3 protein-coding genes are annotated in these 14,857 nt (G+C 66.1%); 1 reads left to right on the top strand and 2 read right to left on the bottom strand.

Features of this window, described 5'->3' with window-relative positions; all coding sequences use genetic code 11:
- The first annotated feature begins 122 nt into the window (after positions 1-122).
- The gene (locus EL249_RS04245; protein ID WP_040531677.1) at positions 123-1,139 is read left to right on the top strand and encodes a Nudix family hydrolase; all 1,017 of its coding nucleotides are present in this window, start codon (positions 123-125) and stop codon (positions 1,137-1,139) included.
- 7 nt (positions 1,140-1,146) lie between these two features.
- Here the strand turns inward: EL249_RS04245 and EL249_RS04250 are convergent, their stop codons facing one another.
- Together EL249_RS04250 and EL249_RS04255 are read right to left on the bottom strand one after the other, a co-directional pair.
- Positions 1,147-7,995 carry a DUF11 domain-containing protein gene (locus EL249_RS04250; protein ID WP_170169596.1) on the bottom strand — a complete coding sequence of 2,283 codons (6,849 nt, stop codon included), beginning with the start codon at positions 7,993-7,995 and terminating at the stop codon, positions 1,147-1,149.
- Between the two features lie 294 nt (positions 7,996-8,289).
- A complete protein-coding gene (locus tag EL249_RS04255) occupies positions 8,290-14,847 on the bottom strand; it encodes a DUF11 domain-containing protein (protein ID WP_170169597.1) in 6,558 nt (2,185 codons plus the stop codon).
- Positions 14,848-14,857: the final 10 nt, after the last annotated feature.

Raw genomic sequence — 14,857 nt, forward strand, 5'->3', positions numbered from 1 at the left:
TCAGGAGGTGGTGTCCCGTACCATAGGGGCTCTGCAGGCTGTTTTCCTTTTGTCGTTCTCAACCCAGCAAGGCTCTGGTCTGTCATGCATGACATGCGGCAGGCCAGGGCATGCCGATTCCCATGTCCGCTCCCAAGATCGTCAATGTCGCCGTCGGTATCCTGATGCGTCCGGATGGGCAGGTCCTGCTGGGCCAGCGTCCGGCCGGCAAGCCCTATGAAGGCTGGTGGGAGTTCCCGGGTGGCAAGTTCGAGCCCGGTGAAGATGCCGCACAGGCCGCTGTGCGCGAGCTGGAAGAGGAGCTGGACATCCACGTGCTGGCCTCGCAGCCGTGGGTGGTGCGGGAGCACGTTTACGAGCACGCTCACGTGCGGCTGCATTTCCGTCGGGTGACGGCCTGGGAAGGTGAGCCGCGTGGCCGGGAGGGACAGCAGCTGGCCTGGCGGGCGCTGGATGCCATCGATGTCGAACCCTTGCTGCCGGCCTCGCTGGATCCCATCCGCTGGCTGTCGCTGCCAGCGGTCTATGCCATTTCGGATGCTTCGGCACGGGGCATCGATGAATGGCTGCAGTGTCTGGAGCGCTGGCTGGAGGGGAAGGGGCTGGAAAGCGCAAGGGGCTCATGTGCGGCGCCTTCACGGCTGTTGCTGCTGCGCGAGCCCGACATGGGGCCGGCCAGTTTCGACCGGCTGTTCAACGGGGTGCTGGAACGCGTGCAGGGGCGCGACGTGCGGCTGATGGTCAGCAGTCGTCACCCTGAAACCTATGCGCAGCTGGCAGCCGAGAAGACCCGGGGTGGCATTCACCTGACCGGGGACGATCTGCACACCTCCGCCCGCGACTCGCGCACAGCCATCGAATATCTGCAGGTCAACTATCCGATGGTGGCAGCGTCGTGCCACAGTGCCGAAGACCTGCGGCTGGCCGGGTTGCTGAAGCTGGACCTGGCCGTGTGTGGGCCGGTGCTGCCCACGCAGAGTCACCCTGGCAGGGCAGGGCTGGGATGGGAGGGGCTGGCCCGGATGATCGAGCAGACCCCTGTTCCCGTGTATGCGCTGGGCGGCCTGAACCCCGCGCACCTGGACGATGCCCGTCAGGCAGGCGCCCAGGGCGTGGCCATGCAGCGCGGGGTGTGGTAGACGCGGCTCAGTGCCGCGTCCTGGCCATCGGCTGATCGGCACCATCGGTGCCTTGCTGGCGGGGCCTGGCCTGTGCCCCGTACTTGCTCTCGAACTTCAGCGCGGGCTGCTCCGGCTCGGTCTGCACGCTCACGTTGGCGCCCTGGGCCTGACGCGCCTTGACCTGCTCGATGACGGTGGCGCTGCACGAGCCCTCGATGAAGTCGGCGCGGTGCAGCATGCCCTTCTTGGCATCGATGAAGAGGCTGTGTGCATCGCCCACGTTCTGGGCGCTGCTGGTCACGAGCCGGCTCTTGCGGGGCAGGGTGCGCGCATCGACCTTGAGCACGTGGGTGCGCGGGCGCAGACCGCAGTGGCTGTACTTGCCCTGTTCGTCGGAGACGATCCAGGTGCCGTTCTCCAGATACAGGCGCACGCCCGGGATGCCCAGCTCCTCGCGGTCCTTCACACTGTTGCCGTTGCAGTCCACGTAGATCTGGCCAGCCAGGCAGGCTTCGTCGGAGAAGATGCCGCCGGTAACGCGCACCTTCCAGCGGGACTCGTTCGAGCACTGGCTGCGGCTTGCGCCATCACGGCCCAGACACTGCACGTGGGCGCGGTTGATGCCGTCACCCTGGGACGAGCCCACCCCGGCACGCAGCCGATAGGTGATCGTCACATCACTGTTGCTGCCCCCCTGGCCGGCGGCCTGGGCGGTGCCGGCAGCGGCCACGCGATCCAGCGTGATGTGCAGCTCCCGATCGCCCTGCATCTGCACCTGGGTGGCGCGGGCGTTGGTGATGCGCACCGAGCCGGGCTCGAAGCGGAAACCGCGCGGCAGACGATCGATCACTTTCGGCGACAGGGCAGGGGACTTGCCGTTGTTGCGGATGCGCAGCTGATAGGTGATGAGATCGCCCATCTCGACCGAGCGGCTGGTGCTGGTCTTGTCGATGGAGAGCGTGGCAGCGAGCACCGGCTCGGGCGTGTCGAGGCAGGCCTGGGCCGAGAGCGGCTCGCCGCTGGCCTGTCCGCCCTGCTGGCGGGTGAGGGTGGCGGCGTTGAAGAGGCCGTGGCCCGCGCCGTCACCGGCCGCCTGGCAGCGGTCGTTGGCGGTGCTGCCCTCGAAGGGCACGCGCACACGGAAGGTCATGCGGTACACATCGGAGGCGCCGATGGCCAGCGACTGCTGGCTGGCCAGCGGCCATTGCCGGCGAGCCTGTGCAGCACCCGCACCCGTGACAGCCGAAGGCGTCACGTTCAGGGGCTGGTCGTTGCGCAGGATGGTGGCGCTGACGATCTCCACGTCGCTGTCGAAGGCCGGGGCGTCGACGAGGTCGTAGACGCCGGCGATGCCGCCCTCGTGGCTGACGGTGAGGGTGTAGGCCACGTCATACTCGTTGGCGGTGCCGGCCACAAGGCGTGCACTGCCGTCGACGGCCTTGGCCAGTTTCAACGAGGCGGGGATGTCCTTCAGTTCCACGCGGCACTTGGCGAATTCACGGTTGGCCAGCGTCAGGATGTTGTCCTGCAGCGTGCCGCCGGTACATACCCATTTGCTGACGCGATAGCCGCGGGGCAGGTTGGGGACCTGCAGCTCGAACACGCCGGGTTTCACCTGGCGCGCGGTCACGGCCGCCGTCTTCGAGATGCCGGAGATGGAGTCATCGGGGTTGGCGACGTTGGTGGCCGACAGGGCGATGTCTTCCTTCGAGGCCGTGCCACCGTGTTCGTTCACCACGTCCACGTCCAGCGTTAGGCTCACCGGCTGATCGATGTGCTCGATGGTGCAGGTGACGTGCTCGCCGCTGCGGATGGTGAGCACGCTGTCGGCCAGCTGTCCGCCGTTGCACGACCATGGCGTGGAACCATACTCGGGCAGGGCATCGGCGCGCAGGGTGTAGGCACCTGGCAGCACGCCGGCCCCGGTGACGCTGGCGGAACCGCTCTGTCCGTTCAGCGGTGTCGGACCTTGCGCTGACAGCGGGAAGTCCTCGGCCTTGGCTGTGTGGCCATTCTGGTTGGTGACGATGTTGACCAGGGTGAGCTGGGCCGGCATGTCCTCGTAGCGGATCGTGCAGACGGCCTGCTGGCCATGTGTCAGGGCCACGCTGTTGCCGGTCCTGGCGCTTCCGCCATCAATGGCACATTGCCAGTCGCCGTGGCGATAGCCGTTCAGGGCGCTGCTGGAGAGCGTCCAGTCACCATGGGCCACTTCCACCTGCGTCACGGCCTTGCTGCCGCTGATGCCGCTCACGGTCGTGGATGTGCCGTCAGCATGGTCCTGGCTGGCCTGCAGCGTCACGTCGCTGGCTGAGGCCTTGCCGCCATGGCGGTTGCTCACCTCACCAACCAGCGTCAGGCGGGGAGCCACGTCCTCGTAGCGCACCGTGCAGACGGCCTCATCGCCTTCGGCCAGGCTCAGCGCGTTACCGCTGCTCTGTTTCACGGCCTTGTCGGTGCTGTCTGCGTGCGGCGTGATGGTGCACGACCATTCTCCACGCTGGTAGCCACCCAGTTCGGCACTGGACAGCGTCCAGGCACCGGTCGGCACTTCCACGCGCGTGATGGACGGCTTGCCGCTGGCGCCTTCCAGCGCAGTGGTGGTGCCGGTGTCATCGGTATGGCTGGCGCCCAGCGTCAGGTCGGCTGTCGTCTTGGTGCCGCCGTGACGGTTGCCGATCTCACTGACCAGCGTCAGATAGGTCGGTTTCTTCTGCGGCGGGGGAGGGGGCTGGTCCTCATAGTTGATCGTGCAGACGGCATCCTGGCCGCGCTGCAGTGTCAGCGTGTTGCCGCTGGCAGGGGCGCCACCATCGATGGCGCATTGCCATTCGCCATGGGTATAACCGGCCAGGGCCGTGCTGGCCAGTGTCCAGGTCCCGTTGGCGGCCTCAATGCGGGTGATGGTGCTGGCACCGCTGGTGCCGCTCACCGTCGTGGTGTTGCCGTTGTCGGTGTGGCTGGCCGAGAGCGTCATGTCGGTCGCCGAGGCCTTGCCACCATGATTGTTGGTCACCTGGCTCACCAGGGTCAGGTGGGCCGGTTTCGGCTGGTCTTCGTAGCTCGCGGTACAGGTGGCCTGATCACCCCAGGCCAGTGTCAGGTTGGTGCCTGCCACGGGGGCCTGACCGTTGATCACGCACTGCCAGCTGGCCGGGTTGTAGTCGGAAAGCTCCTGGGCAGAGAGGGTGTAGTTGCCCGCAGGCACGGTGGTCTGGGTGACAGGGCTGCTGCCGCTGTTGCCCTGCACGATGGTGCCGGCTGCGGTGTCGGCCCCGGTGGCCGACAGTTGCACGCTGTCGGCAGTCGCCGTGGCGCCATGGTTGTTCGTGACCGAGGCCACCAGGGTCAGGCGAGGCCGTACGGGAACCTCGGTGAAGTCATAGTCCTGAAGGGCCGCGCCGCGAGCCACGGTGATCTGGGCAATCCGGTTTTCCTGCACGGTCCCGTTGGGTGTGGTGCTGCCTGCCTGGGTGCCCAGGAAGGCCAGGCCGTTGCTGAGCGCACCACTGGCTGCCGGCTTGGAAACGGTGTATGTGCCTGCCAGCAGACCACCAAAGTAGGGCAGCGGCGTGCCGCTGCAGTCGGCGTTGTAGTGGATCTTGTTGCGCGCGCCCTCGGCAAATTCATAGCGGCCGTCGGCGTCGGTGCGCATCGAGAACGTCATGGCCTCGCCGCGGCTGGTCGTGCCCTGCAGCGTGATGCAACGGTTGGCCAGCGCCCAGTCGGCGGTGTCCAGTACGTGGTTCTGGTCCAGATCGGCGAACACGCGACCTGCCAGGCGGCTCATGTGATCGCGGACGCGGACCTGCATGTTCGATTGCGAGGCCACGAACAGCAGCGAGCTGGCGGGATCCACGGGCCGGGAGCCGGCCCGGTTGGCAAAGACGTTGCCGGGGTAGGCCAGTACCGGGTGGGAGCCGAGAATCAGCTGGATGGTGTAGGGCGTGTTGCGCGGCAGGTTGGCCAGTGTCGGGCTGACACGGATGGCCGTGCTTTCGCCGATGGTCTGCGGGCAGCCTGTGGTGCCCAGCTCGGTGGCCAGGCACCAGCGGGTGGTGCCTCCGACAAGGCGGTTGCTGTCGTCACGCGGGTCGTTGTGGATCTCGTGCGGCGGGCGCTTGGTGTAGTAGATGCGTGCGTTGGGGTCCAGACTGGACGGCACGACGGATTTCAGCGTGTAGGCTCCGGGCTCGAAGCTGGATGCCGGGGTGCGTCCGCTGAAACTCAATGCGTGGTTGTCCTCACCGTCGCCCACGAAGGGCAGAATGTCGATGATGTCCGGCAGGTTGGGGGCAAGGGTGTCCTGGCCGATGGAGGCGAAGCTGATGCTGTAGTCGAAATCGTCGCCCGGCGTGATGCTGGTCTGGGAAGAGGTCTTCTCCAGCACAAAACCAGGTGGGGTCTGTACCGTCACTTCGGCAAAGGCGGATTTGACGCACTTTCCAAAGCCCTTGCCCACTTCGTAGGTACAGTCGGATGCTGCATCGTACTCACCACCGCTGGTGGCCACGTCGTTGCGAAGTTTTGTGCCATCCAGCAGTGTCTGGCTCGTGCGTGCCTTGTAGGTGAGAGGAGGCTGTGCAGCGGCGTCAGAGTGTACGCCCAGGAATGGCGTGCGGTTCTCCAGCTTCCAGGTGAGCGTGGTGAGCCCCTTGGCCGGCTTGTCGTTCTGAATGGTGGGCTCGAGTTGCTGGCCGTCGAAACGGGCACTGTCGGCCACGTACTTCAGCCCGGTTGGCAGTATGTCCGTCACTGTGATGGTACCAGGTACGGGCTTGTTGACCGTGGCGTAATACGGGGTGATCTGATAGGTGATGACGGTGCCTGCGGGCACTGGTGCAGTGGTGGCATTGGCCGGGGCAATCACCTTTTTGGTGGGACGTGTTGTGGTCTGCCGGTTTACCACGCGCAGGTGGTCCCAATTGGTGATGCTCTTTGCCAGGTTGGGCAGCGTGTCGGAGCGCAGCTCTGCACGGTTACGGATGATGCTGCCGGCGGCGATGGGCGCACCGGCCTGACGGATGCTGCGCGTGGGCGTCTGCACTTCAATGGTGGATGCCCAGGTTTCGCGCAGGATCAGTCCCCCGATACGCATGGAGGAGTCGTTGGCTGCGGGAAGGTTCCTGATGTTGCCGCGTACATAGACCAGGCCGCCGGCCGCTTCAGCTTCCTGCGGGGTGGCGTACCAGCGGATGCCTGGATCCAGGCAGCTGGCACGGGAATACTCGGATGTGCCGGGTACCGAGCGCGGGACGCCGGCTAGGCCTTCGTACTCGGAATGGGCACTATCGGTGGATGCGAAATAGGGCGAGCCGCTGGCCGGTACGCCATACTGATAGCTTATGTCGGGCGCCGGGACATTTGCCGTAATCAGAGCTGTGAAATTCTGGCCAATATCGAAGGCGGTGCGGTCGATGATGTCGCACAGCGAGACATTTTCGTGTGCTATTGCTCCGAAAGCGGAATATCCCAGCCGACTCGCTACAGTCTGTCCGTGAGACATCTGGTTGACGATACTGCCCGACGTCATGGTTGGGTCGCGTACCGTTCTGTAGGGCATGGGCAGGCTTTCATCTGGCTGGAACTGCTTGGCCGTGTTTCCTGAAGCCTCATTCCTCAGCTTATACGTGTCCTTATTATTGCTGGCCTGGTCACCGCTGATGGACTGACCCGTGATCGACTGACCACTGACGCTACGCAGCGTCATGGTGTGGTAGATGTCCTGATTTAGCGGGTAATCCTCAATTGAGGTCCACAGCAGCAGCGCCTTGTTGGCCACCCAGGCTTCCTGGTTGGTGGGCAGCTTGCGACCGTCGGGGAGAAGGATGGTAGGGATATGCCGCAGCGCGGTGTCCACGCCGTCGAGGGCCAGCTGGACGTGGTTGCGATCGCTGGTGACCGTGCGGCAGTCACCGCCATTGGCTACGTAGTTATTGGCAGTGCTGGGTGTGGGGCCCTGATCCATCACGCGGTAATACATACCGAAACCGTTGCTGATCAGCGGGCTGGGGCGGCCGTTGCTGGGGCTGCCGCAGCCATCGGCAAAGCTGCCGGTGGGGCGGTTGCCGGTGTTGGCGGGCAGATTGGCATGCCAGTTGGCCACGGCAACCGAGGGTGGGTAGCCTCCTACATCAAGGTCGACTTCGATGGGGGAAGTGGGGGCCAGCTGTTCAACGCCTTTCAGACCATGTCCGTGGGGGTTGCGTGCCGTCAGGCCAATCAGCATCTGGTGGTAGAAGCCATCCTTGCCGCCGGGGCCACTGCCGCGCCGGTAGCCTTGTGGTCCGCCCACGGACTGCTGGACGACCACGTCATAGAAGGGGGCGGCACTGACGGTCAGGGTATTGGGCAGGGAAGCAGGCCCGGGTTGGACCTGGCCATTGGCACTGACTTCCAGGGAGGGAGGGGTGATCTTGTCACCATTGCCGGAACTGCCCAGCACGACCCCCTGAAAATAGACGGCCAACGTTCCGGCGCTGGCAACGTCGCCCAGACGGCAATCGATGGTCCGTTTGTCGGTCGACAGTGTGGACCCTCGCTTGCAGGCTGTTGGTAGGTAGCTCCAGACAGCTACCTGCTTGCCGGCATGCTGTGGCATCACGAGCTGGATGCGCAGGTCCTTTTCCGCATCATCGGTGGCCAGCTGCACCAGGTACTGGAACTCATCATGCGTTCGCACGATGTCGTTTCTGGGGCCGCTGTCCAGGCCGGGGCCGTCTGCACTGTCGAAATTGGGGGTGCCATCGAAGTGCGTGCTGTACTTCACCTCCGCGATACCGGCACTCACCGGCAGAGCGAACGATGCCAGGGTCATTCCTGCCAGCAGGCGGGCCAGGGGGCGAAGCGAAAGTGGAATAGACGGTCTGCGCATGATGCGTCGCATGTCCTTTGCCGGAGATCCGGCAGGGTGGTCGGTCATGGAAACAGGCGTCCGTCTTTCGTGCTGGGCAGGAAGGCGGACCGGTTCATGAATGAAGGATATTCGCCGCTGAGCTGGCTGCCGATGGAAAACGGGCAGCAGTCGATCAGTGGGGATGGGCAGGGGATGGGTGGGATGGAACTATTGTGCCGTTGAGACATCCCCTGGGGATCCGGGAAATCTCCCGGATCCCGGTACCCGATAGACTACGGGTCGAGCCGGCGCGTCATGGCTCAGTGTCGCGTCTCAGTGCCGCGTCTTCGCCATCGGCTGATCGGCACCGTCGGTGCCTTGCTGGCGCGGCCGTGCCGGAATGCCGCGCTTGCTGTCAAAGCTCAGCGCCGGCTGCCCCGGCTCGGTCTGCACGCTCACGTTGGCGCCCTGGGCCTGACGCGCCTTGACCTGCTCGATGACGGTGGCGCTGCACGAACCCTCGATGAAGTCGGCGCGGTGCAGCATGCCCTTCTTCGCATCGATGAAGAGACTGTGCGCATCACCCACGTTCTGGGCGCTGCTGGTCACGAGCCGGCTCTTGCGGGGCAAGGTGCGCTCATCGACCTTGAGCACGTGGGTGCGCGGACGCAGACCGCAGTGGCTGTACTTGCCCTGTTCGTCGGAGACGATCCAGGTGCCGTTCTCCAGGTACAGGCGCACGCCTGGAATGCCCAGCTCCTCGCGGTCCTTCACACTGTTGCCGTTGCAGTCCACGTAGATCTGGCCGGCCAGGCAGGCCTCGTCGGAGAAGATGCCGCCGGTAACACGCACCTTCCAGCGGGACTCGTTCGAGCACTGGCTGCGGCTTGCGCCATCACGGCCCAGACACTGCACGTGGGCGCGGTTGATGCCGTCACCCTGGGACGAGCCCACCCCGGCACGCAGCCGATAGGTGATCGTCACATCACTGTTGCTGCCCCCCTGGCCGGCGGCCTGGGCGGTGCCGGCAGCGGCCACGCGATCCAGCGTGATGTGCAGCTCCCGATCGCCATGCATCTGCACCTGGGTGGCACGGGCATTGGCGATGCGCACCGAGCCGGGCTCGAAGCGAAAGCCCCGCGGCAGCCGGTCGACCACCATCGGCGACAGGGCAGGGGCCTTGCCGTTGTTGCGGATGCGCAGCTGATAGGTGATGAGATCGCCCATCTCGACCGAGCGGCTGGTGCTGGTCTTGTCGATGGAGAGCGTGGCAGCCAGCACCGGCTCGGGCGTGTCGAGGCAGGCCTGGGCCGAGAGCGGCTCGCCGCTGGCCTGTCCGCCCTGCTGACGGGTGAGGGTGGCGGCGTTGAAGAGGCCATGGCCCGAGCCGTCACCGGCTGCCTGGCAGCGGTCGTTGGCGGTGCTGCCGTCGAAGGGCACGCGCACGCGGAACGTCATGCGGTACACATCGGAGGCACCGATGGCCAGCGACTGCTGGGTGGCCAGCGGCCATTGCTGGCGAGCCTGTGCAGCACCCGTGACAGCCGAAGGCGTCACGTTCAGGGCCTGGTCGTTGCGCAGGACGGTGGCGCTGACGATCTCCACATCGCTGTCGAAGGCCGGGGCATCAACCAGGTCGTAGACGCCGGCGATGCCGCCCTCGTGGCTGACGGTGAGGGTGTAGGCCACGTCATACTCGTTGGCGGTGCCGGCCACAAGGCGTGCACTGCCGTCGACGGCCTTGGCCAGCTTCAGCGAGGCCGGGATGTCCTTCAGTTCCAGCCGGCAGGTGACGTTCTGCTGATTGGCCAGCGTCAGGGTGTTGCCGCTGAGCGTGCCGCCGTTGCAGACCCACTTGCCCGTCTGGTAGCCGGGCAGTGCCAGCGCCTGCAGCTCGTAGACGCCCGGGCGCACCCCGGCCAGCGTCACGGGCCGGCTGCCGGTGACGCCCTGGATATTGTCCGGGCCGCTGGCCGAGACCGCATGCTGGGCCGGCGTGGCCGTGCCACCATGGCTGTTGCTGATGTCCAGCGCCAGCGTCAGGCTCACCGGCTGGTCCACATGATGCACGCGGCAGGTGACATCGTCATGGCTTTGCAGCGAGAGCTTGCTGTTGGCCAGGTTCACCGCCTGGCCGCTGGCGTTCGCGCAGCTCCAGGTGCTGGCCGAGTAGCCGGGCAGGGTGCTGGCCGCCAGCGTGTAGGCGCCAGCCGGCACTTCCACCTGGGTCACGGTGGGCTGGCCGCTGCGTCCATCCACGAGGATGCGGCCATCGGCCGAGAGCGGGAAGTCCTCGGCCTGGGCGGTGCCGCTCAGGACGTTGGTGACGGTGTTGACGAGCGTGAGCCGCGCCGGTGCGCTGTCCTCGTAGACGATGGTGCAGACGGCGGCCTGGCCCTTTTGCAGGTTCAGGCTGCTGGCCACACCGGTCTTGGCGTCCCCGTTGGCGATGCGGATGGCACGTGCTCCGTCGATGCTGCACTGCCAGTCACTGTGCCAGTAGCGAAGCAGGGCAGGGGCCGAGAGTGTCCAGTCCCCGGTCACGACATCAGCCTGGGTGACGGCGCTGCTGCCGCTGTTGCCCGTGACGGTGACCGTGCGGGAGGTAGCCTCTTCAAAGTGGCTGGCCGACAGCGGAACGCTCTCTGCCGTGGCCGTGCCGCCATGGCGGTTGTTGACCACGCTCACCAGTGTGAGGCGCGATTCCTTGGCCCGCGGCAGATCCTCGTAGGCCAGGGTGCAGGTGGCCTTCTGGTCGTAGTCCAGCGCCAGGGTGGCACCCGTGGCGGTCGTGGTCTGAGCCGACGCACCGTGCCCGGTGGTGATGACACAGCGCCAGTCGCCATGGCGGTAGTTGGGCAGCTCCGGCGCCGCCAGCGTCCAGGTGCCGGGTGCGACGTTGGCCTGGGAGACGGCAGCCTCGCCCGTGACACCGTGAATGCTGGGGTCGGTGTCCTTGTCGTGCTGGGCCGACAGGTGCACGTCATGCACGCCCAGCTTGCCCCCGTGGTTGTTGGTCACCTGACCCACCAGCGTGAGCTGCGGCTCGGCCCGACCGGCATAGCGCACGGAACAGGTGGCCTCATCGCCCCAGGTGAGCGCGACGCTGGCGCCATCGACCGGGGCCTGGCCATTGACCACGCACTGCCAGGCGCTGATGGCGTAGCCCGTCAGGGCTGGGGAGGACAGGGCATAGGTGCCGGGCACGACGTCCGTGCGGGTGACCGGGGCGCTGCCGCTGGTGCCCTGGAGCGTGAGCGCCGGATCGCCCGGACCCTTGGCCGTCAGCGCGATCTCGCCCAGCTGGGCCTTGCCGCCATGGGTGTTGTCGATGCTGGCCTGCAGCGAGAGCCGGGGTTTCTGGCGTGCTTCGGTGAAGTCGTAGCCGGTGGCGTTCTGGTCGCCCGTCAGCGTGATGCTGGCGATGCTGCGGCCGTCGGTGGCGGGCTGACCGCCCTGCGCACCGGCACGGGCTGCCCCCGGCAGGCTGTCTGCACTGTTGGCCGTGACACGCGATAGTGCATAGGTGCCGCCGGGCACCCCGGCAAAGCGCACGAGCGCCGTGCCGCTGCAGTCGGCGTTGGCAAAGACCGTGTTGGCCGCGCCCATGGCAAAGCCGTACTCGCCCTGGGCATTGGTTCGGGTCGAGAGCGTGACGGCCCGGCCCTGGGCGTCCTGCCCCTGCAGGAGCACGCACTGGTTGGGCAGGGCGGCATCGTCATGGTTGAAGGTGCCGTCCTGGTGGCCGTCGATGTAGAGCCGGCCGGCCAGGCTGTTGAGGGGCACCGTGCGGATGCGCACGTTCAGGTCGGTGCCGGAGTAGGTGTAGAGCAGGTGGCTGCTCGGATTGACGGGACGGGCACCGGCGTGGTTGGCAAAGACGTCGCCGGGCTGGGCGATGAGCGGATCGCTCGTCATCTTGACGCGGATCTCGTAGGGCTCGCCCGAGCCTAGACGCGTGAGCGTGGACTGGGTGCGGATGGCCGTGCTCTGGCCGATGTCGGCCGGGCAGCCGGCCTGGCCGAACTCGGCGGCCTGGCACCAGCGGGTGCTGCCGCCGGGCATGACGTTGCTGGCGTCACGCGCGTCGTTGTGGATCTCGGCAGGCGCACGGTTGGTGTAGTAGATGCGCATGCCCGGGTCGATGGTCGGGGGCTCGACGGCCTGCAGGTGGTAGGCGCCGGCATCGAAGCGCGAGGCCGGGTTGCGGCCGTTGAACGAGCGCGCGGTATCGGCCGTGCCATCGCCCACGAAGGGCAGGATGTCGATCACGTCGGGGATGTCGATCTGCCGCAGGGTCTGGCCCATCGCATAGAAGGCGATATCGTAATGGAAGGCCTCGCCCGGCTCGATCTCCTCTTTGGAGACGGTCTTTTGCAGCACGAAGCCCGGGGGCGTGTCGATGGTGACGGAGGCGTCGGCCGACTTGGCGCAGGCCTTGAAGCCGCCCGAGGCGGTGTCGAACTCGCAGTCCGGATCAGCATCAATGGCGCCGCCGCTGACCACGGCCTGGTTGCGCAGGGATGCGCCGTTGGGCAGTGTCAGCGCCAGCTTCGCACGGAAGGTGATGTCGGGCAGGTAGGCGCCGCCTTCCAGGTCGGTACCCACGTGCGGGGTGACGTTCGTGTAGGTCCAGGTCAGGCGGGTGAGACCCTGCGAGGGGGTGTCCTCTTCCACCTGGGGCTCGACGGGTCGGCCGCCCTGGCGACTGCTGGTGGGCACATAGCGCATGCCGCGCGGCAGCACGTCGGTGACGGTGACGGTACCGGGGTAGGGCGGCAGCACGGTGGCGTAGCGCGGCAGAAGCTGGAAGGTGAGTGTGGTGCCGGCCGCCACGGGCTGGGTGGCGTTGGCCGGCTCGATGATCCTCTTGGCGATGCGGGTGGTGGTGCGCGCCTTGGTGACCTGCAGGTGGTCACGCAGCGAAGGCTGAAACCTCTGCACCAAGGCTTCGGGTATGTTGTCAGCCGCCAGTGTTCCACGGTTACGGATGATGGTGCCTTCCGCAATCTCGGTGCCTTTCTGGCGTACCGAAGGTGTCGGCGTCTCGACCGCAATGGTCTCGGCCCAAGTCTCGCGCAGTTTCAGTCCCGAGATGTACAGGTAGGCACTCTTGCCTCCCGGCAGGTTGCCGGTGCCCTTCACATAGGTGACGCCGCCGGCCGCTTCTGCATCCTGCCACTTGCGATACCAGGTGATGGAGGGGTCTGTGCAGTTGGCCCTGGCGTACTCCGACGCTCCGGTGACGGATGCTGCGGACAGGCGGGGGGAGAGGGCGCTGTCGGTGCTGGCAAAGTAACGGCCACCTGAACGGACGCCATACTGCACGGCACCCTCACCGCTCTGGGGCGTGAAGGTGGCGCCGAAATGGTCCGCCAGGTCGAATGCGGTCCTGTCGATGATTTCGCACATCGACAGGTTCCGGAAGGCGACGCTACCTTTGTTGGTGAACACGACACGTGCCTTGACGATCTGGCCATGGGCCATGTAGTCGACGAAGTCATCCCCGGTATAGGCCGGATCGCGTACGGTACCGATCGGGGGGCGCTGGGCGGCGTCGGGTGTATAGATCTTGCTGGAGTAACCGTCAGGCCGGTTGATCAGTTCGTGCGTGAACGAATCATTGCTGGTTCGGGTGTTCTGGGCGGCCTGATTGCTGATGGAGGTCGCCTTGAAATCAGCCAGTCTCAGCGTGTGCTGAATGGTCTGCTCGGGTGGGTAGTCGTTGAGGTCCGTCCAGAACACCAGGGCCTTGCTGGCGACCCAGTGTTCGTCGGGCGGAATGGAGCTTCCGCCCCGCATCTGGGTTGGCGTATGGGCAAGGCTGGTGTCGACGCCGGTCAGGCGGATCCTGACGATGTTGTTGTCCGGCAGACCGTTGGCGGTAGGCAAGGCTTCACAGTCGCCGCCGTTGGCAACCATCCAGTTTTCCTTGCTTGGCCCCCCGATATCACCGACCCTCTGATAGGCGTTGATGCCGCGGCCGGCCAGCTGGCTGGGAGCACCCTGCCAGATGCTGCCGCAGCCGTCGGCAAAGCTGCCGCTGGGCAGGTCGGCGGCTTCAGTGTTGGCGCGAGTGCGCCAGTTGTCCAGACGTACCGATTGCGGGTAGCCGGCAACATTGAGACTGATCTCGATGGGTTTGGTGGGATCAAGCTGTTCGACCCCTTTCTTGCCGTTGCCGCTGGGATTGCGGGCCATGAGGCCCACCATCATGCGATGGTAGAAGCCGTCTTCCTTGTTGGGGCCGCCCCCAGCCTGGAATCCGTAGGCCATGGGGTTGCCGGGATAGGTGTCCATGACCACCACGTCGTAGAACGGGGCAGCCGTGATGGTCAGTGCCGGCGGCAGCGTGGCCGGGGCAATGGTGGGAGTATTGAGCGAGCTGACCTTCAGGGTGGGGGGCGGCATCGGGGTGCCGTTGGCGTTGGAGCCCAGGACGTGGGCCCTGAACCTGCCTGAGTTCGTGCCGGAGCCGGTGTAGTCCGGCAGGGCGCAGACAAGCGTCTGCCGATCGCTCGAAACACGTGAGCCTTTTGCCACGCAATCGGCGGGGGGGGTCGTGGGCCACTCGGCAAGCGGCTTTCCATCGCCTCTTCTGGGAAGCGTCAGTTCGACCTTTGCATCCTTGGTGCCGCCGGAATACGAGATGGCCACCTGGTAGGTGACTTCGTCATGGGTGCGTACCCGCTGGTTGTTCGGACCCGTGTCGAGACCGGGGCCATCCGTGGCGTCCCATCCCGGCGTACCGTCGGAGTCCACCGTGTAGTTGACAGCGTTGAGGGCGGCGTGGGTTGGTGCGCTCCACAGGGCTGCCAGCAGGGCTGCGGCCAGAAGCGTGGGGCGGAAACGGGTGAATGCTGCACCGTGGTGGCACGGCGGCGTGGCCATGCTTTCCGGG

This window comes from Lautropia mirabilis (assembly GCF_900637555.1).
GTDB lineage: Bacteria > Pseudomonadota > Gammaproteobacteria > Burkholderiales > Burkholderiaceae_E > Lautropia > Lautropia mirabilis.